This is a genomic window from Pseudomonas sp. RV120224-01b (assembly GCF_003208145.1).
Classification (GTDB): Bacteria; Pseudomonadota; Gammaproteobacteria; order Pseudomonadales; family Pseudomonadaceae; genus Aquipseudomonas; species Aquipseudomonas monteilii.
The window spans coordinates 58,279-78,892 of record NZ_QKMQ01000003.1; the positions used below are offsets into that span (position 1 = coordinate 58,279).

Genomic DNA, 20,614 nt, shown 5'->3' on the forward strand with positions numbered 1-20,614 from the left:
CCGCCCACGTTCGCGCCGCAGCCGGCCCGCCCCAACCAGACACTGGCAGGAACACCCCATGACGGACGCCTTCGAACTCCCGCTCTCGCTGGTCCAGGCCCTGGCGCAACGCGCCGCCCAGACCCCGGACAAGGTCGCCTTGCGCTTTCTGGCCGACGCCCCCGGCGAGCAGGCCGTGCTCAGCTATCGGGACCTCGACCAGCGCGCCCGCACCATCGCCGCCGCCTTGCAGGCCCGTGCCGGCTTCGGCGACCGTGCGGTGCTGTTGTTCCCCAGCGGCCCGGATTACGTGGCAGCGTTCTTCGGCTGCCTGTATGCCGGCGTGATCGCGGTACCGGCGTATCCGCCGGAGTCCGCGCGCCAGCACCACCAGGAGCGTTTGCTGTCGATCATCGATGACGCCGAGCCGCGCCTGTTGCTGACCGTGGCGGCACTGCACGGCACCCTGCAGGGCCTGGAAGCCCTGGCAGCGGACAACGGCCCTGAGCTGCTGGCAGTGGACAGTCTGGACCCGGCGTTGGCCGCGAACTGGCGCGAGCCCGCGCTGAAAGGCGATGACATCGCCTTCCTGCAGTACACCTCCGGCTCCACCGCACTGCCCAAGGGCGTGCAAGTCAGCCATGGCAACCTGGTGGCCAACGAGCAGTTGATTCGCCAAGGCTTTGGCATCGACCTCAACCCCGACGACGTGATCGTCAGCTGGTTGCCGCTGTACCACGACATGGGCCTGATCGGCGGCCTGTTGCAGCCCATCTTCAGCGGAGTGCCCTGTGTGCTGATGTCGCCGGGCTACTTCCTGGCCCGTCCACTGCGCTGGTTGCAGGCCATCAGCGAGTACGGCGGCACCATCAGCGGCGGCCCTGACTTTGCCTACCGCCTGTGCAGCGAGCGGGTCAGCGAGGCCTCGTTGGCCGGGCTCGACCTCAGCCGTTGGCGCGTGGCCTATTCCGGCTCCGAACCGATCCGCCAGGACAGCCTGGCCACCTTCGCCGAGAAGTTCCAGGCCTGCGGTTTCGAATCGTCCAGTTTCTTCGCCAGCTACGGCCTGGCCGAAGCCACCCTGTTCGTCAGCGGCAGCCGCCGCGGCCAGGGTATCGCCGCGCTGGAGCTGGACGCCGAAGCCTTCGCCGCCAACCGTGCCCAGCCGGGCCAGGGCAGCGTGCTGATGAGCTGCGGCTACCCGCAACCCGGGCATGCCGTGCGCATTGTCGAGCCGCAGCAGCTGCAGGTACTGGGCGACAACCAGGTGGGTGAAATCTGGGCGGGTGGCCCAAGCATCGCCTTGGGTTACTGGCGCAACCCCGAAGCCAGCGCCCGCACCTTCGTTGAAATGGACGGCCAGACCTGGCTGCGCACCGGCGACCTGGGCTTCATGCGCGAGGGCGAGGTGTTCGTCACCGGGCGCCTGAAAGACATGCTGATCGTGCGTGGGCAGAACCTCTACCCGCAGGACCTGGAGAAAACCCTCGAGCGTGAAGTCGAAGTACTGCGCAAAGGGCGGGTGGCCGTGTTCGCCGTCGAGCATCAGGGCGAGGAGGGCATCGGCGTGGCGGTGGAGATCAGCCGCAACGTGCAAAAGGCAATCAAGCCCCAGGACCTGATCAAGACCCTGCGCCAGGTAATCGCCGATGCCTGCCGCCAGGCCCCGGCCGTGGTCCTGCTGCTGAACCCCGGCGCGCTGCCCAAGACCTCCAGTGGCAAGCTGCAGCGCTCGGCCTGCCGCCTGCGCATGAACGATGGCAGCCTGGACTGCTATGCCCGCTTCCCGGATGTGAGCGAAGCCGTTACGGGCGCGGGAGCGGCCGATGAACTGCAGGCACGCATCGCTGCGGTGTGGCGCGACATCCTCAAGGTCGAGGCGATTGCAGCGGACGACCACTTCCTGCTGCTGGGCGGCAACTCCATCGCCGCCACCCAGGCCACCGCCCGGCTGGCCGATGAGCTGGGTATCAACCTGAGCCTGCGCACCCTGTTCGAAGCGCCGGTGCTGGCCGATTACAGTAGCGCTGTGGCGTCGGTCATCGCGCAGGGCGCTGCCGAAACCGCCACTATCGCAACGCTGGAGCGCGGCCAGGCCTTGCCCCAGTCGCTGGCGCAAAACCGCTTGTGGCTGATGTGGCAGTTGGAGCCACAATCGGCGGCCTACAACATTCCGGCCGGCCTGCAGCTGCGTGGCGAGCTGGACGAAAGCGCGCTGGAGGCTGCCTTCCAGGCGCTGGTGGCGCGCCACGAATCCCTGCGCACCGTCTTCAGTGAAGAAGACGGCCAGGCCCTACAGCGCATCCTGGCGCAACAGCCGTTCAGCCTGCGCCGCCTGGACCTCGAAGGCCAGGCCGCCGAGCAGGTCTGCGCCCAGCGTGAAGCCGAAGCCCGCCAGCCGTTCGACCTGACCCAGGGCCCGCTGCTGCGTGTGACCCTGGCCCGCCTGGACGACGAAGACCACCAGCTGTGGGTGACCTTGCACCACATCGTCGCCGACGGCTGGTCGCTGAACATCCTGCTGGATGAATTCGCCAAGCTGTACGCCGCCCGCTGCCAAGGCCTGGAGGCCAACCTGGCGCCGCTGACCCTGGGTTACGCCGACTATGGCACCTGGCAGCGGCAATGGCTGGCCGACGGTGAAGCCGAACGCCAATTGCAGCACTGGAAGGCACAGTTGGGCGATGACCTGCCGGCGCTTGACCTGTGCACCGACCACCCCCGCGCCAGCCAGCGCGAGCACAGTGCTTCACGTTTCAATCTGAAGGTGCCGGCCAAGCTCACCGAAGCACTCAAAGGCCTGGCCCGCGAACAGCAGGCCAGCCTGTTCATGGTCCTGCTGACCGGCTGGCAGGCGCTGCTGCACCGCTACAGCGGCCAGGCCGACATCCGCGTCGGCGTGCCCAACGCCAACCGCCCGCGCCTGGAAACCCAAGGCCTGGTCGGCTTCTTCATCAACACCCAGGTGCTGCGCGCACAGCTCGATGGCCGCCTGCCGTTCACGCAGTTGCTGGCCCAGGTGCGCCAATCCACCCTGGATGCCCAGGCCAACCAGGACTTGCCGTTCGAACAGCTGGTCGAAGCCCTGCCCGACGCACGCGAGCAGGGCCTGTTCCAGGTCATGTTCAACCACCAGCAGCGCGACCTGTCGGCCTTGCGCCGCCTGCCGGGCCTGCTGGCCGAGGAGCTGCCGTGGCACAGCCGCGAAGCCAAGTTCGATTTGCAGCTGCACAGTGAAGAAGACCACCAGGGCCGCCTGAGCCTGGCCTTCGACTATGCCGCCGAGCTGTTCGAAGCCAGCACCGTCAAACGCCTGGCCCATCACTTGCTGGCGCTGCTGGAGCAAGTGAGTGCCGCGCCACAGCGGGCCTTGGGCGAGGTGCAATTGCTGGACGAGGCTGGCCGAGCGCAACTGCTGGGCTGGGGCCAGGCGCCGGCTGCTGCGCCGCAACGGCTGCTGGTCGAGCAGCTTAACGAACAGGCCCGCCAGACCCCGCAGCGCACAGCGCTGGCCTGGGACGGCGGCAGCCTCGACTACGCCGAACTGCACCAGCAGGCCAACCGCCTGGCCCATTACCTGCGTGACAAAGGCGTAGGCCCTGACACCTGCGTAGCGATTGCCATCGAGCGTTCGCCACAGTTGCTGGTTGGCCTGCTGGCCATCCTCAAGGCCGGCGGCGCCTACGTGCCGCTGGATGTCGATTACCCGGCCGAACGCCTGGCCTACATGCTCACCGACTGCAACGCCGGCCTGTTGCTGAGCCACAGCAGCCTGCTGGGCAAGCTGCCGCAGGTCGACGGCGTCAGCGCCATCGCCCTCGACCAGTTGCACCTGGACAGCTGGCCCAGCCACGCGCCGGGCCTGCACCTGCACGGCGACAACCTGGCCTACGTGATCTACACCTCCGGCTCCACCGGTCAGCCCAAAGGCGTGGGCAACACCCATGCGGCACTGGCCGAACGCTTGCAGTGGATGCAGGCCACCTATGCGCTGAATGACAGCGACGTGCTGATGCAGAAGGCGCCGATCAGCTTCGATGTATCGGTATGGGAATGCTTCTGGCCGCTGGTCACCGGTTGCAAGCTGGTACTGGCCGGCCCGGGCGAGCATCGCGACCCGCAGCGCATCGCTGCGCTGGTGCAGGCCCATGGTGTGACCACGCTGCACTTCGTACCGCCGCTGTTGCAAGTGTTCGTCCAGGAGCCGCAGGTGGCCGCCTGCAACAGCCTGCGCCGCGTGTTCTCGGGCGGCGAAGCGCTGTCTGCCGCCTTGCGCGACCGCGTATTGCAAGTGCTGCCGCAGGTGCAACTGCACAACCGCTATGGCCCGACCGAAACCGCCATCAACGTCACCCACTGGCACTGCCAGGTGGCGGATGGCGAGCGCTCGCCCATCGGCCGCCCGTTGGGCAATGTGCTGTGCCGCGTGCTGGACGATGAGCTGGAACTGACGGCCCCCGGCGTACCGGGCGAGCTGTACCTCGGTGGCGCAGGCCTGGCCCGTGGCTATCTGGGCCGCCCCGGCCTTACCGCCGAACGCTTCGTGCCCCAGGCCGACGGCAATGGCGAACGCCTGTACCGCAGCGGCGACCGCGCCCGCTGGCAGGTTCAGCTTGAGGCCCTGGAGTACCTCGGTCGCCTCGACCAGCAGGTGAAGGTGCGCGGCTTCCGTGTCGAGCCGGACGAAGTACAGGCCTGCCTGCTGGCCCAGGCCGGTGTCGATCAGGCACTGGTACTGATTCACAAGGATGCCGTCGGCGCGCAACTGGTCGGCTATTACAGCGGCAGTGCCCAACCCGCCGGGTTGCTAGCGGTGCTGGCTGAACAACTGCCCGCCTATATGGTGCCGGCGCAACTCATCCCGCTGGCACAGATGCCACTGGGCCCCAGCGGCAAAGTCGACCGCAAGGCGCTGCCGGCCCCGGTGTGGCAGCAACGCGAACACGTCGAGCCAAAAACCGAGCTGCAACAGCAGGTCGCTGCCATTTGGCGTGAGGTGCTGAACCTGCCGCGTGTCGGCCTGCAGGACGACTTCTTCGCCCTGGGCGGGCATTCGCTGCTGGCCACCCAGATCGTCTCGCGCAGCCGCCAGGCTTGTGACGTCGAACTGCCGCTCAAGGCCTTGTTCGAAGCCAGCGAGCTGGGCGCGTTCTGTGCCGAGATCGCACGCATCCGCGCTGCCGGCGAGCGCAACCTGCAAGGCGAAATCGCCCGTGTCGACCGCCGCCAGGCTGTTCCGTTGTCGTATTCGCAGCAGCGCATGTGGTTCCTCTGGCAAATGGAGCCGGACAGCCCGGCCTACAACGTCGGCGGCATGGCGCGCCTGCGCGGCACCCTGCATGTAGACGCCTTCGAGCGTGCACTGCAGGCGCTGATCGTGCGCCACGAAACCCTGCGCACCACCTTCCCCAGCATCGACGGTGTGCCGTACCAGTGCGTGGCCGAAGACAGCGGCCTGCAGCTGGACTGGCAAGACTTCAGCACCTTGCCCGCCGATGCCCGCCAGCAACGCCTGCAACAACTGGCCGACGACCAGGCGCATCAGCCGTTCGACCTGGAGCATGGCCCGCTGCTGCGCGCCTGCCTGGTCAAGGCCGAGGAGCGTGAGCACTTCTTCGTGCTGACCCTGCACCACATCGTCACCGAAGGCTGGGCCATGGACATCTTCGCCCGCGAACTGGGCGAACTGTACGAGGCCTTTGTCGATGACCGCGAATCGCCGCTGGCGCCGCTGCCGGTGCAATACCTGGACTACAGCGTGTGGCAACGGCAGTGGCTGGAAAGCGGCGAGGGTGCCCGCCAGCTGGATTACTGGAAGGCCCGTCTGGGCGACGAACACCCGGTGCTGGCATTGCCCGCCGACCGCCCGCGCCCGGCCGTGCAGAGCCACCGTGGCGAGCTGTACCGCTTCGAGCTCGACCCGGCACTGGTCGCTCGCGTGCATGCCTTCAACAGCCAACGCGGCCTGACCCTGTTCATGACCATGACCGCCACCCTGGCCGCCTTGCTGCACCGCTACAGTGGCCAGCGAGACCTGCGCATCGGCGCGCCGGTGGCCAACCGTATTCGCCCGGAAAGCGAAGGCCTGATTGGCGCCTTCCTCAACACCCAGGTGCTGCGTTGCGAGCTGGACGGCCAGATGACCGCCAGCGACCTGCTGGAGCAGATGCGCCAGGCCGCCATCGAAGGCCAGTCGCACCAGGACCTGCCGTTCGACCAGTTGGTCGAAGCCTTGCAGCCGCCGCGCAGCAGTGCCTACAACCCGCTGTTCCAGGTGATGTGCAACGTGCAGCGCTGGGCCTTCCAGCAAAGCCGCACGCTGGCCGGCATGCAGGTGGATTACCTGGTCAACGACGCCAGCGCCACCAAGTTCGACCTGTACCTGGAAGTGACCGACCTCGACGGCCGCCTGGGCTGCTGCCTGACCTACAGCCGCGACCTGTTCGAAGAGCCACGCATCGCGCGGATGGCCGAGCACTGGCAACAACTGCTGGTCGGTCTGCTGGACAACCCGCAACAGCGCCTGTGCGAGCTGCCGATGCTGAGCAGCGCCGAGCAGCAGGTGTTGGTGGGCCAGTTGCAGGGTGAGCAGGACTTCGACCTTGACCACACGCTGCATGGCCTGTTCGCCGCCCAGGCGGCCCGCACGCCGCAGGCAGGTGCGCTGACCTTCGCCGGCCAGCACATGACCTACGCCGAACTCGACCAGCAGGCCAACCGCCTGGCCCGCGCCTTGCGTGAGCGAGGTGTTGGTCCGCAGGTACGCGTGGGCCTGGCGCTGGAACGCTCGCTGGAAATGGTCGTCGGCCTGCTGGCCATCCTCAAGGCGGGGGGCGCCTATGTGCCGCTGGACCCAGAGTACCCGCTCGACCGCCTGCGCTACATGATCGAGGACAGCCGCATTGGCTTGCTGATCAGCCAGCGCGAGCTGCTGCAAACCCTGGGCGAGCTGCCCGAAGGCATGGCCCGCTGGAGCCTGGAAGACGATGCCAGCAGCCTGTCGGCCTACAGCGATGCACCGCTGGACAACCTCAGCCTGCCGCAGCACCAGGCCTACCTGATCTACACCTCCGGCTCCACCGGCAAGCCCAAGGGCGTGGTGGTCAGCCACGGCGAATTCGCCATGCATTGCCAGGCGGTGATCGCCGCATTCGGCATGCGCAGCGATGACTGCGAGCTGCATTTCTATTCGATCAACTTCGACGCGGCCAGCGAGCGCCTGTGGGTGCCGCTGCTGTGCGGTGCCCGCGTGGTGCTGCGCGCCCAGGGGCAGTGGGGTGCCGAAGAGATCTGCCAGCTGGTACGTGATCAGCAGGTAAGCATTCTGGGCTTCACCCCCAGCTATGGCAGCCAGTTGGCCCAGTACCTGGGCGGGCAAGGCGAACAACTGCCGGTGCGCCTGGTGATTACCGGTGGCGAAGCACTGACTGGCGAGCACCTGCAGCGTATTCGCCAGGCCTTTGCGCCGCAGCAGTTCTTCAACGCTTATGGCCCGACCGAAACCGTGGTCATGCCGTTGGCCTGCCTGGCGCCAGAAACGCTGCCGGCAGAGCTGGGCAGCGTGCCGATCGGACGCGTCATCGGTAGCCGCACCGCCTACATCCTTGACGAAGATCTGGCCTTGCTGCCACAGGGCGGCATTGGCGAACTGTATGTCGGCGGTGCCGGCCTGGCCCAGGGCTACCACGACCGCCCGGGCCTCAGCGCCGAGCGCTTCGTTGCCGACCCGTTCAGCACGGAAGGCGGGCGCCTGTACCGCACCGGCGACCTGGTGCGCCTGGGCACGGATGGCCTGGTGGAATACGTCGGCCGTGCCGACCAGCAGGTGAAGATTCGCGGCTTCCGCATCGAGTTGGGCGAAATCGAAAGCCGCCTGCAGGCGCATGCCGACGTCGAAGAGGCTGTGGTGCTGGCCCTCGACCTGCCCGGTGGCAAGCAGCTGGTGGGTTACCTGGTGTGCAAGCAGGCCGCTGCCGGTAGCGAGGCGCAAAGCCTGTTGCGCGAAGCAGTAAAGGCTGATGCCCGCCAGCACCTGCCGGACTACATGGTGCCTGCGCACCTGGTGCTGCTCGAAAGCCTGCCGCTGATGGGTAACGGCAAGCTCGACCGCCGTGCCTTGCCGCTGCCCGATCTGGAGCAGGCCCGCCAGCAATACCAAGCCCCCGGCAACGAAGTGGAGGCGCAACTCGCGCAGATCTGGCGCGATGTGCTCAATGTTGCCCAGGTTGGCGTGCAAGACAACTTCTTCGAACTGGGCGGCGACTCGATCCTGTCGATTCAGGTGGTCAGCCGGGCCCGTCAGGCCGGCTTGCAATTCACCCCGCGCGACCTGTTCCAGCACCAGACCATCCAGACCTTGGCAGCGGTGGTTCAGCGCAGCGAAGCTGCCAGCACCATCGAACAGGGCGAGCGCCAGGGCCAGGCCGGCCTGACGCCGATCCAGCACTGGTTCTTCGACAGCGAGGTGCCGCAGCCGCAGCACTGGAACCAGGCGGTGTTGCTGGAAGCGCGTCAGCCGCTGGATGAGGCTGCGCTGGCGCAGGCCTTGGCCGCACTGGTCCAGCACCACGACAGCTTGCGCCTGCGCTTCAGCGAGGCCCGTGGCCGTTGGCAGGCCGAGTACGCCCAGCCAGCCGCCGAGCAACTGCTGTGGACAGCCACCGTCGCCGACTTCGCCGATTGCCAGGCGCTGTACACCGACTTGCAGCGCAGCCTCGACCTGCAACAGGGGCCGCTGCTGCGTGCCTTGCTGGTGTGTGACGGGCAGGGCAGTCAGCGTCTGTTGCTGGCGATTCATCACCTGGTGGTCGATGGCGTGTCCTGGCGGGTACTGCTGGAAGACCTGCAGACGTTGTACCGTGGCCAGCCGCTGCCGGCCAAGACCCACGCCATGGGCGACTGGGCCGCGCGCCTGGCCAGCTACGCGGGCAGCGATTCTCTGCGCGACGAGCTGGGCTGGTGGCAAGGCCAGCTGGGTGGCGTGCGCCGCGAGTTGCCGTGCGATCACCCGCAAGGTGGCAACCTGCACCGCCACGCCCACACCCTGGCCATCGGGCTGGATGTGGAGCAGACCCGGCAACTGCTGCAACAGGCCCCGGCGGCCTACCACACCCAGGTCAACGACCTGCTGCTGACGGCGCTGGCGCGAGCCTTGTGCCGCTGGAGCGGCGATGAGGAAGTGCTGGTGCAGCTTGAAGGCCATGGCCGTGACGGGCTGTTCGAAGACATGGACCTGACCCGCAGCGTCGGCTGGTTTACCAACGCGTATCCGCTCAGCCTGCGCCCACAGCCAGGCGAGGACGACGCGGCGCGGGCCGGCTCGATCAAACGCATCAAGGAACAACTGCGCCAAGTGCCGCACAAAGGCTTGGGCTACGGCGTGCTGCGCTACCTGGCCGACCCGCAAGGGCGCGAGCAGATGGCGGCCTTGCCGCAGGCGCGCATTACCTTCAACTACCTGGGCCAGTTCGACCAGCAGTTCGACAGCGCGGCGCTGTTCCAGCCGCTGGAAGCCCCGGCCGGCTTGGCGCATGACCTCGACGCACCGCTGCCCAACTGGCTGAGCGTCGATGGCCAAGTGTATGGCGGTGCCTTGCAACTGCGCTGGACGTTCAGTGCCGAACGCTACGACGAGCACACCATCGCTGCCTTGGCCGAAGCCTACCGCCAGGAACTGCTGGCGCTGGTCGCCCACTGCCTGGCCGATGGCAACGGCAGCTTCACCCCGTCGGACTTCCCGCTGGCGCATCTGACTCAGGAGCAGATCGACGCGCTGCCTGTACCGGCTGCACAGATCGAAGACGTCTACCCGCTGACGCCGATGCAGGAAGGCATGCTGCTGCACACCCTGCTGGAGCCGGGCACGGGCCTGTACTACATGCAGGACCGCTACCGCATCAACAGCGCCCTGGACCCCGAGCGTTTCGCCCAGGCCTGGCAGGCCGTGGTGGCGCGCCATGAAGCGTTGCGCGCATCGTTCAGCTGGAACAGTGGCGAGGCGATGCTGCAGATCATTCACAAGCCGGGCAACCTGGCGGTGGACTATCAGGACTGGCGCGGCCTCGCGGACGATGCCCAGGAACAGCGCCTGCAAGCCCTGCACAAGCAGGAGCGTGAGGCCGGGTTCGCCCTGCTCAGCGAGGCGCCGTTCCACTTGCGCCTGGTGCGCGTGGCCGACGAGCGCTACTGGTTCATGATGAGCAACCACCACATCCTGATCGATGCCTGGTGCCGCTCGCTGTTGATGAACGACTTCTTCGAGGTGTACCAGGCCCTTGGCGAAGGCCGTCAGGCCAAACTGCCGGTGCCGCCGCGCTACCGCGACTACATCGGCTGGCTGCAACGCCAGGGCCTGGACGATGCACGCGCCTGGTGGCAGGCCAACCTCGCCGGTTTCGAGCGCGCCACTGCCATCCCGAGTGACCGCCCGCTGCGCCATGACCACGCCGGCAGCGGCATGGTGGTGGGTGATTGCTACACCCGCCTTGAAGTCAGTGATGGCGTGCGCCTGCGCGAACTGGCCCAGGCCCACCAGCTCACCGTCAACACCTTCGCCCAGGCGGCCTGGGCCTTGGTGCTGGCGCGTTACAGCGGCGACCGCGATGTGGCCTTTGGCGTGACCGTGGCCGGGCGCCCGGTGAGCATGCCGCAGATGCAGCGCACCGTCGGCCTGTTCATCAACAGCGTTGCCTTGCGCGTGCAGTTGCCGGTAGCCGGTGAGCGCCGCAGTGTGCGCCAGTGGCTGCAAGGCCTGCTGCAAAGCAACATGGAGCTGCGCGAGTACGAATACCTGCCGCTGGTGGCGATTCAGGAGTGCAGCGAGCTGCCCAAAGGCCAGCCGCTGTTCGACAGCCTGTTCGTGTTCGAGAACGCCCCGGTGGAAACCGCCGTGCTCGATCATGCCCAGCACCTGAATGCCAGTTCCGATTCGGGCCGTACCCACACCAACTTCCCGCTGACGGCAGTGTGCTACCCGGGCGACGACCTTGGCCTGCACCTGTCGTTCGACCAGCGCTACTTCGACTTCCCGACCGTCGAGCGCTTGCTGGCCGAGTTCAAGCGCCTGCTGCTGGCGCTGGTGCAAGGCTTCGAGGGTGAGGTAAGTGAACTGCCGCTGCTGGGTGCAGAAGAACAGCGCTTCCTGCTGGAAGACTGCAACCGCACCGACCGCGACTACCCGTTGGAGCACAGTTACATTGCGCTGTTCGAAGCGCAGGTGGCCGCGCACCCGGAACGTACCGTGGCCCGCTGCCTGGAGGCGTCGTACGACTACGCCGGGCTGAACCTGGCGGCCAACCGCCTGGGCCACGCCCTGATCGAGGCTGGTGTGCAGGTGGATCAGCCGGTGGCACTGCTGGCCGAGCGCGGTCTGCCGTTGCTGGGCATGATCGTCGGCAGCTTCAAGGCCGGTGCCGGCTACCTGCCACTGGACCCGGGCCTGCCGGCGGCGCGTCTGCAAAGCATCATCCAGCTCAGCCGTACCCCGGTGCTGGTGTGCAGCGCGGCCTGTGCCGAGCAAGGTCGGCAACTGCTGGGCGAACTGGAGGCTGCGGTACGGCCACGGTTGCTGGTGTGGGAAGACATCCAGGCAAGCCCGGTTGCCAGCCATAACCCTGGCATCCACAGTGGCCCGGACAACCTGGCCTATGTGATCTACACCTCAGGCTCCACCGGCCTGCCAAAAGGGGTGGTGGTGGAGCAGCGCGGGATGCTCAACAACCAGCTGAGCAAGGTACCGTATCTGGCGCTGAGCGAACAGGACGTGATCGCCCAGACTGCCTCGCAGAGCTTCGACATTTCGGTGTGGCAGTTCCTGGCTGCACCATTGTTCGGGGCCAAGGTGGAGATTGTGCCGAACGCCATCGCCCATGACCCGCAGGGCCTGCTGGCACATGTGCAGACGACCGGCATCACCGTGCTGGAAAGCGTGCCATCGCTCATTCAAGGCATGCTGGCCAACGATCACCAGGCCCTCGACGGCCTGCGCTGGATGCTGCCGACCGGCGAAGCCATGCCACCGGAGCTGGCGGCGCAGTGGCTGCAACGCTACCCGCACATCGGCCTGGTCAATGCCTACGGGCCGGCAGAATGCTCCGATGACGTGGCGTTCTTCCGTGTCGATGCTGCGTCGACCCAAGGCAGCTACCTGCCCATCGGCACGCCGACCGACAACAACCGCCTGTACCTGTTCGGCGAAGATCAGGCGCTGGTGCCGCTGGGTGCGGTGGGCGAGCTGTGTGTTGCAGGGACTGGCGTGGGCCGTGGCTATGTCGGCGACCCGGTGCGCACGGCCTTGGCGTTCATTCCTCATCCTTACGGAGCGCCGGGCGAGCGCCTGTACCGCACCGGCGATCTGGCGCGGCAGCGCCCGGACGGTGTGCTGGAATACGTCGGGCGCATTGACCACCAGGTGAAGATCCGCGGTTACCGCATCGAGCTGGGCGAGATCGAAGCGCGCCTGCACGAACAGGCGGAAATCCTCGACGCTGCGGTGGGCGTGCAGGAAGGCGTCAATGGCAAGCACCTGGTCGGTTATCTCGTGGCACACCAGGGTATCGCCGCTGACGCCGGGTTGCTGGAGCAGGTGAAGCAACGCCTGCGTGCCGAGTTGCCGGAATACATGGTGCCGCTGCACTGGGGCTGGTTCGACCACCTGCCGCACAACGCCAATGGCAAGCTTGATCGCAAGGCGTTGCCGGCCATCGACATCGGCGGCCAGCACAGCCAGGCCTATCAGGCGCCGCGTAACGAGCTGGAGGAAGTGTTGGCCGGTATCTGGGCCGATGTGCTCAAGGCCGAGCGGGTGGGGGTGCACGACAACTTCTTCGAGTTGGGCGGGCATTCGCTGCTGGCCACGCAGATCGCCTCGCGGGTGCAGAAAGAATTGCAGTTGAACGTGCCGCTGCGGGCGATGTTCGAGTGCAGCACCGTGGAGGCGCTGGCCGAGTATGTGCAGGGGCTTCAGGGCAGTGCGCTGGATGACGACAAGGTCGACCGGCTCAGTGACCTGATGGCGGAGCTTGAGGGGCTTTAAAGTGATTGGCTAGCCTGCACCGGCCTCTTCGCGGGCATGCCCGCGAAGAGGCCGGTGCAGGCAGCCAAAAACTCAGCGCTTGCCAAGAATCTTCCCAAGTAATTCCTGTCGCGATGCAGTGTTGGCCCTCCTTGTCAGGACGCCCGTGACCACACCCCCGAGTTGATGGGGTACGTATGGGATATACCATTAATGGGCTGATGGACAAAAAGCCATCGCGGTATACCTCCTATTTCTACCAGTTCCTCAATCTCTGCAAGGGGTTCACAGTGGGTAGCAGCGTTCTCTATCCACTCCGGACATCAGGGGTTTCAATCATGATCAGTTCATCGAACAGGGTGTTGGTCTTCTACCAAGGTGATACGCTCATAACGGTGAAGCAGGGTGACCAGCATCGCACCCTTTTTCGCACGCCTGATCTGCCCTTGGCCGAGCAACGAGTCGCTGGCGGTGAGGCATACGGTTTGTTCGCGACAGATGAAAAGGCCTCGGTACTGTCGGTGCAGGAAACTGACACAGGGGAACATCACGCATACTCAGCTTACGGTCACGACCCGAAGCTACCGTCATCACTCACATTACTTGGTTTCAATGGCGAAGCTTTCTCTCTCGTTCCGGGTGGCTATGCGCTAGGCAACGGCTATCGATCATTCAACCCCGCCATGATGCGATTCATCTCGCCTGACAGGTTGAGCCCGTTTGGAAAGGGGGGGAGAAATGCATACTGCTATTGCAGTTGCGATCCCGTCAACCACGTCGACCCCAGCGGCCGGATGAAACGCACGCTACGTCCTTCCGCTCAGATGCCGCAATCGGCCACTTCCATCACTTCCATACATGAACCCGACATATTCTCCACAATCATCAGACATCTAGACCTGGAAAGCGCTCGCGCATTATCAATAGCCAATAAACACCTTTACCGTATGACCAGGCCAGCCTTCCAAAAGATCGAGCGTTCGCTGAGTCATCCTGAGCAACTACTCGATGCCGCACTTAAGGGTACCGTCGGCCCCGCCCTTGGCCACTCCAATGAGCTTTTGGTGAAACGACCCGATATAAAGCTCCCTCCCCAATCACGTCCTGATGGTGCGAGGGACCAACTTATCCGTGATATCGAGGCCAGCAGAAAATTCCGGGCGGCTCAGCGAACCAGATCAGCTTCGTTCGACACATCATCGGAGTCGGACTCCGATGATGAACTTCGTCGCATTACCGACGGAGTACGCAAAGCACTGAACGGCCCACGGTTGTAGGAATATTCGCGAATTTCTTCGGTAGACCTGCATCGATGAGCCTGTGGTTGAGGGTTTACCCGCGAAGCGGCCCGAACAGATGGGACAATTGCCCCGGCGATCTAACATTCAGCGCTTGCCAAGAATCTTCCCAAGCAACTCCGGTCGCGGCGCGCCTTGCTGGCTCTGCAGGTTGCCCTGTTCATCCTGATAGAAAATCGCCGGCGTCGCCTGCAACCCCATCTCTTCCATCAACGCCATGTTCGCCGCCAGCTTCTGCTGCACGGCCTCCGGCACCTGCTCCAGTGCCTTCAGCTTGCTGGCCTTGCCGGCCTTCTCATGTTCCTGCAGTGCCTTGGCCGGGTCTTTCGCCGCCAGCAGGGCTGCCGACTTGCCCGGGCTGTCCTCGCGGATGATGCCGACCATGATATGGCGCAACTGCACCTTGCCCGACTCCACCCATGGCCGTGCCTGTTCCCAGAACATATTGCAGTACGGGCAGTTCGGGTCGCTGAACAGGTAAACCTTGCGTGGCGCATCGGCCTTGCCATCGGCAATCCACGCGGTTTTCTCCATCTTCGCCCAGATTTCCTTGCTCATCGGCGCATACACCAGCCTTTCCAGCGGCTCGGCGCTCAGGTCCTTGCCTTGTTCGTCGAACAGGCTGCCGACCAGCACATGCTTGCCGTCGGGGGTGAGGTACAGGGCCAGGGCGTTGTTCTGGTACTCGGCGGCGTAACCACGCAGGCCGTTGGGCGCATCGAAGCTGCCTTTGATCACGGCGCCCTTGGCTTGCAGTTGCTGAACGGCCTTGGGCAGCTCTTCGGCCTGCAAGGCGGGGGCGGCCAGCAGGGCCAGGGACAGGGGCAGCAGGGCAGTCAGTCGCATGTCAGTTTCCTTGTGCGGCAGGGGCGGGCGCGGTGGCCCGGTCGAAAGGCTCCAGGGCGTGGCGCAGGCTGGCCCGGGACAGTTCGCCCAGGTGGCTGCCAACCAGCCGCCCGTCGGCGTCGTAGAACAGGGTGGTGGGCAGGGCCATGGAACCGACGCGCTGGGCCAGCAGGCCGGTGCCGTCGAACAGCACGTGGGTCAGGCTCAGGCCGGTGGTGGCAAGGAAGGTGCTGACGTTTTCCGGGGTCTCGCCCTGGTTGACGAACAGGAAGGTCACGTGCGGATAGTCGCTTTGCGCCTGTTGCAGCACCGGCATTTCCCGGCGGCAGGGCGGGCACCAGGTGGCCCAGATGTTGATCACCAGCGGCTTGCCACGGTAGCTGTGCAAGGCGACGGATTGGCCGCCAGCGTTGCGCAGGCTCAGTTCCGGCAGCTCGGTGCCTTTGCTGTACAGGTGCCCGCCCAGGCTGGCCAGGCCCCAGAACAACGCACCACTGAACAGCGCCCAACCCAGCGGGCGACGCAGGCCCGGTTGGCGCCAGCCTTGCCACAGGGCTGCGAGGACGATACCGGCCAGGCCCGACCAGAACAGGAAGCCGCCGTCGCGAATGTCGATGATCTGCAACGGCTCATCGCGGTACATCGGCCAGTAGGCCAGCACGAAGCCTGCGCGGGCAGCCAACACACCGATCAGGAACAGGTTGAACAGTGCCGACTCCGGGCTTTCGCCGCCACGCCGGGCGACGAACCAGCCGACCACGCTGGCGACCCCCAGGGCGGCGAGCATCAGCAGGTGGTTGAGGGCCATGGTCAGTGGCCCGAGGGTTACGGTCAGCATCAGCCTTGGCTCCTGGTCTGGGCCCAGTGCTGCTGGAACGTGGTGGCGTCCACTTCACCCGTGATGCGCCGCGCGCGGCGTTCGTCGCCTTCCGGGCCGATCCAGATGATGCTGGGCGGGCCGGGTACCTGGTAGCGCTGCAGCAAGGCTTTGCTGGCCGGGGTGTCGGCGGTCACGTCCAGGCGCAACAGGTGCACGCCGGCCAGGCCGGCCTGCACGTCGCTGCGGGCGAACACCTGCTTTTCCATGACCTTGCACGACACGCACCAGTCGGCGTAGTAGTCGAGCATCACCCACTGGCCACGGGCCTTGGCCGCATCCAGTTCACGTTGCAGGTCTTCAGGGCGGCTCACCGTCACGAAACGGTCTTCGGCCTGCTGGGCGGCGGCCGGCGTGGCGCCCCCAGCGAACGGGCGCAGGGGTTGCCAGAGGTCGTCGCCACCGGCTGCTGCGCCGACCAGCAACAGGCCGCCCCACAGGGCGCCCAGCAGTGGCACGGCGCGCAATGCTGGCTGGCGCTGCAAGGCCGGCCAGCTGGCCCAGGCCAGGGCGATCAGCCAGGCGCCACTCAGCGCCAGCAGCAGGGTGGCGGGCAGCAGGCTGCGCAGGGTGTACAGCGCCATGGCCAGGAACACGAAGCCGAACACGCCCTTGACCCGCTCCATCCAGGCGCCCGGACGCGGCAGGTAGCGGTTGCCCAGGGTCACCAGCAACAGCAGCGGTACGCCCATGCCCAGGCCAAGGCTGAACAGCACCAGCGCGCCTTGCAACACGTCGCCGCTTTGGGCGATGTACAGCAGCGCCCCGGCCAGTGGCGCGGTCATGCACGGGCCAAGCAGCAGGCCGGACAACGCCCCCAGCAGTGCCGCACCATACAGGTTGCCGCCACGGGCGCCTTGCCCGGCGCGGTCCAGGCGGTCCCGCAGGGCGGCGGGCAGTTGCAGTTCGAAGGCGCCGAACATCGGCAGGGCCAGCAGCACGAACAGCCCCGCCAGGCTGCCCAGCAGCCAGGGTTGCTGCAGCCAAGCTTGCAGGCTGGCCCCCAGCAGCGCGGCGACCACGCCCAGGGCGGCGTACACCAGCGCCATGCTTAGCACATACACCCCGGCCAGCAGCCAGCCGCGCCGGGCGCTGGCGCCGTTGCCCAGCACCAGCCCGGCAAGAATCGGCAGCATGGGCAGCGAGCAGGGGGTAAAGGCCAGCAGCAGGCCAAGGCCGAAGAACGCCAGCAGGCTCCAGGCCAGGTGGCCCTGTTGCAGGCCGCTGGCCAGCGCCTGGTCGCCGGCTTGCTCGGCGGCAGGCGCCACACTGCCACCCAGGTCGATTTGCGTGGTTTGCGGCGGGTAGCACAGGCCGGCGTCGGCACAGCCCTGCCAGCCCAGGCGCAATTGCCCCTGGGCATTGGCGGGCAGCAGCAGCTCAAGCTGGTCGCGGTACACCGCGCTGTCACCAAAGAACTCGTCATGGTGGTTGAGCGCCGGCGGCAGCTGCGGGTGCTGATCGGCGGGCAGGCCGTCGAACTTCAGGCGCTTCTGGTACAGGTAGTAGCCCGGCTTGATCTGGAAGTACAGGCGCATCTGGCCGTCGGCCTGGCGGTCGTGGGTGAGCACGAAGGCCTGGTTGACCGGTAGAAAGTCAGGTTTGACGTCGAACGGGTTGGCCTGCAAGGGGCCGGCCAGCAACAGTGTCAGGAAGAGCAGGAAAACGCGCATGTCTTCGCCTTGGCAGATCCAGGAATGGGGCCATGCTGGCTGGAGTCGATTAACCCAAGGTTAACCCCTTTTCAACGGATACGAATTGTGGCCCCCTGTATGTCGGTCTTGAATCCCTGCGATTCGTCGCGCTGAAGGCGGAGCAAACGTGCAGCATTGTGAACGACAGGGGGTATGCCGGGCGTTGCAGTGGTTTGGCAAGCGCCAGAAGGTTGCGCCGTGAGCGTGATGGCGCTGGTGTTGGCGGCTGGCAGCAGCACGCGCTTCGGCTCCGACAAGCGCCGGGCGACCCTGGCCGATGGCCGCAGCCTGTTGGCGCACAGCGTGGAGAGGGCCAGGGCGGTGTTCGACGAGGTGCGTGTGGTCTTGCGTGAGGGGGAGCGCGGGGAGGATTTCGGGTTGCCTGCCGGTTGCCGGGTAATCGGCAGCCCTGATGCCGCGTCCGGTATGGGGCATAGCCTGGCTGTCGGGGCACGGTCGCTTCACGACAGCCAGGCAAAGGCGGTAGCAATTCTGCTGGGTGACATGCCATGTATCGAGCCGGCAACCCTGCGCCGCCTGGCCGAGGCCGCCAATGCGTCCCGTATCGTGCTGCCACGCCATGCAGGGCAGCAAGGGCACCCGGTGATCTTCGGGCGGGATTTCTGGCCGGCGCTGGGGCAACTGCATGGCGATGAAGGGGCGCGCTCGGTGGTGCATGCCCACCGGGGTAGCTGTGTGGTGGTCGAGGTGGAAGATGCAGGGGTATTGCTGGATGTCGACACGCCGCAGGGCCTCGCTTGGTTCATAATCCCACCTTAATCCGCCCAAGGTGCAATGCCAGCCATACCACTCCGGGAGCTCCACCATGCACGTTCTGCTCTGCGAGGACGACGACCTGATCGCCGCCGGCATCTGCGCCGGCCTTACCGCCCAGGGCCTGACCGTTGACCGGGTGGGTAACGCCGCCGGTGCGCGGGCGATGCTGCAGGCCGCGCAGTTCGATGTGATGATTCTCGACCTCGGCCTGCCCGACGAAGACGGCCTGAAACTGCTGCGCCGCCTGCGTCAGCAGGGCGAAACACTGCCGGTACTGGTGCTCACTGCCCGTGATGCCGTCACCGACCGCGTCGATGGCCTGCAGGCCGGTGCCGACGACTACCTGCTCAAGCCCTTCGACCTGCGCGAGCTGGCCGCTCGTCTGCACACGCTGCTGCGGCGGGTGGCGGGGCGGGCGGTGAATGTGATCGAACACGGCCCGTTGCGTTACGACCCCAGCAGCTGCGAGGCGACCCTGGCCGGGCGGCCGGTCGACTTGTCCCGCCGGGAGCAGGCCCTGCTCCAGGCATTGCTGCAGAACCCCGGGCGGGTGTTGTCCAGCGAACAACTGAAAGACTGCGTGTACGGCTTTAGCGACGAAGTCGAAAGCAACGCCCTGAACGTGCATATCCACCACCTGCGGCGCAAGCTGGGCAACGGCATCGTCGAGACCGTACGTGGCCTGGGTTACCGCCTGGGCCCGGCGCAGGCGCCGGAAGAGGCCGCATCATGAGCCTGCGGGTACGCCTTAGCCTGATCCTGGGCAGCGCCTTCGTGATCATCTGGGTGCTGGCCGCTGCGTGGATGCTGCGCGACCTGCGCCAGCAGATGATGTTTTCCCTCGATCAGCGCCTGGTGGCGTCGGCGCGTATGGTCGCCGGGCTGATCGACCAGTTGCCGCAGCCGCTCACCGCCAAGGGCGGGGAGGCGCACATTTCTGCCGACCAGTTCAGCGTGCCGGACGGCATGGCCTGCCAGGTCAGCTCGCTGCGTGGCGAGATCCTTGCCAGCAACCACAAGCACGATGGCGCCATGGACGACGAGCGCAGTGGCTTCCGTGACCAGACGATCGACGGTGCACTGTGGCGTACCTTCACCTACAACCATGGTGATGTGCGCATCACCACGGCTGACCGGCACATGGAGCGTGAAGCGCTGAACCAGTCGATTCTGCTGGCGGCATCTGCACCGGTGCTGATGGCCCTGCTCGGCAGCCTGGGGTTGTTGTGGATCGGCCTGGGCAAAGGCCTGGAGCCGCTCAACCGCATGCGCGATGCGCTACGGCGAAGGCGTGCTGATAGCGTCGAGCCACTGCAGGTGGCAGGCATGCCCAGCGAATTGCAGCCCTTGCTGGAAACCCAGAACCAGCTGTTCCTGCGCATTGCCCAGACCATCGAGCGCGAGCGGCGCCTGACCGATGATGCCGCCCATGAGCTGCGCAGCCCGCTGACCGCGATCAAGACCCACCTGCAAGTGGCGCGCATGACCGACGGTGCCGTGCGCGAGCAGGCGCTGGAGCATGCCGAACAAGGGGCCGACCGCATGCACCGCACGCTGGAACAGTTGCTGATGCTGGCGCGGGTGGAAGGCAGCCTGTCGTTCGAAGATGGCGTGCAGTGCAGCGCCGAACAGGTGGCCCGGCAGGCGGTGCAGGACGCCGGTGGCGGTGATAACCGGCGCATCGTGCTGCGTTTGCCTGAAGAAGCGACGCAGATCTACCTGGGCATGCCGGCCCCCTTGGCGGTGGCCGCGCTGCGCAACCTGCTGGACAACGCCCTGCGCCATGGGGGCGATGCGGCGGTGGAACTGGAGGTGCAGATGGCCGACGGGCAGGTGGGGTTCATGGTGCGCGACCATGGGCCGGGGATTGCCGACGCCGACCTTGAGCACCTGACCGAGCGCTTTTGGCGTAACGGACAGAGTGGTGGCTGCGGGTTGGGGTTGGCGATCGTGCAGGCGATCGTGCAGCGGTGTGCCGGCAGTTTGCGCTTCGACAGCCGTAGCGATGGGTTGCGGGTGTTGCTGCAGGTGCCGGCGCGCTCGGCCAGTTGATCATTATTGCCTGTGCTGGCCCTTTCGCGGGCTCGCCCGCTCCCACAGGTACTACACAAGTTTCAGAACCCGTGCGGTC

The 20,614-nt window shown here is 66.2% G+C and carries 8 protein-coding genes; 5 read left to right on the forward strand and 3 right to left on the reverse strand.

Annotation, left to right across the window (positions count from 1 at the left end):
* The first annotated feature begins 58 nt into the window (after window positions 1–58).
* Entirely contained in the window at window positions 59–13,012 is a 12,954-nt protein-coding gene (locus N436_RS06495; protein WP_110740647.1) for a non-ribosomal peptide synthetase, read from the forward strand.
* Window positions 13,013–13,329: 317 nt separating this feature from the next.
* On the forward strand, window positions 13,330–14,268 hold the full coding sequence (locus N436_RS06500; protein ID WP_105946183.1) for an RHS repeat-associated core domain-containing protein: 939 nt from the start codon (window positions 13,330–13,332) through the stop codon (window positions 14,266–14,268).
* Between the two features lie 108 nt (window positions 14,269–14,376).
* Here N436_RS06500 and dsbG read toward each other — a convergent pair whose 3' ends face one another.
* Genes dsbG through dsbD form a run of 3 tightly spaced genes read right to left on the reverse strand, consistent with a single transcriptional unit; the run spans window position 14,377 to window position 17,685 of the window.
* Window positions 14,377–15,135 carry a thiol:disulfide interchange protein DsbG gene (dsbG, locus tag N436_RS06505; RefSeq protein WP_110740648.1) on the reverse strand — a complete coding sequence of 253 codons (759 nt, stop codon included), beginning with the start codon at window positions 15,133–15,135 and terminating at the stop codon, window positions 14,377–14,379.
* 1 nt (window position 15,136) lies between these two features.
* Window positions 15,137–15,973, reverse strand: a complete 837-nt coding sequence (locus N436_RS06510; RefSeq protein WP_105946173.1) for a TlpA disulfide reductase family protein — start codon at window positions 15,971–15,973, stop codon at window positions 15,137–15,139.
* A complete protein-coding gene (gene dsbD / locus N436_RS06515) occupies window positions 15,973–17,685 on the reverse strand; it encodes a protein-disulfide reductase DsbD (RefSeq protein WP_105946174.1) in 1,713 nt (570 codons plus the stop codon). Before dsbD ends, N436_RS06510 begins: the two co-directional genes overlap by 1 nt.
* Before the next feature lie 219 nt (window positions 17,686–17,904).
* On the opposite strand from dsbD, the gene N436_RS06520 reads away from it, so the two are divergent.
* From N436_RS06520 to N436_RS06530, 3 genes are read left to right on the forward strand one after another with little or no spacing between them, the layout of a single operon-like run.
* Window positions 17,905–18,486 carry an NTP transferase domain-containing protein gene (locus N436_RS06520; RefSeq protein WP_177410264.1) on the forward strand — a complete coding sequence of 194 codons (582 nt, stop codon included), beginning with the start codon at window positions 17,905–17,907 and terminating at the stop codon, window positions 18,484–18,486.
* A 46-nt stretch (window positions 18,487–18,532) separates the two neighbouring features.
* Complete coding sequence (locus N436_RS06525) at window positions 18,533–19,216, forward strand: response regulator transcription factor (protein ID WP_016711682.1); 684 nt, start codon at window positions 18,533–18,535, stop codon at window positions 19,214–19,216.
* Window positions 19,213–20,535, forward strand: coding sequence for an ATP-binding protein (locus N436_RS06530; RefSeq protein ID WP_110740649.1), 1,323 nt, complete (start codon window positions 19,213–19,215; stop codon window positions 20,533–20,535). The genes N436_RS06525 and N436_RS06530 overlap by 4 nt, the downstream gene beginning before the upstream one ends.
* Window positions 20,536–20,614 lie beyond the last annotated feature (79 nt).

What these genes read in the sequence shown, in the direction of transcription:
- N436_RS06510 (WP_105946173.1), bottom strand. Translation starts at nt 15,973, where the DNA reads ATGCTGACCGTAACCCTCGGGCCACTGACCATGGCCCTCAACCACCTG.
- N436_RS06525 (WP_016711682.1), top strand. Translation starts at nt 18,533, where the DNA reads ATGCACGTTCTGCTCTGCGAGGACGACGACCTGATCGCCGCCGGCATC.
- N436_RS06495 (WP_110740647.1), top strand. Translation starts at nt 59, where the DNA reads ATGACGGACGCCTTCGAACTCCCGCTCTCGCTGGTCCAGGCCCTGGCG.
- dsbG (WP_110740648.1), bottom strand. Translation starts at nt 15,135, where the DNA reads ATGCGACTGACTGCCCTGCTGCCCCTGTCCCTGGCCCTGCTGGCCGCC.
- dsbD (WP_105946174.1), bottom strand. Translation starts at nt 17,685, where the DNA reads ATGCGCGTTTTCCTGCTCTTCCTGACACTGTTGCTGGCCGGCCCCTTG.
- N436_RS06500 (WP_105946183.1), top strand. Translation starts at nt 13,330, where the DNA reads ATGATCAGTTCATCGAACAGGGTGTTGGTCTTCTACCAAGGTGATACG.
- N436_RS06530 (WP_110740649.1), top strand. Translation starts at nt 19,213, where the DNA reads ATGAGCCTGCGGGTACGCCTTAGCCTGATCCTGGGCAGCGCCTTCGTG.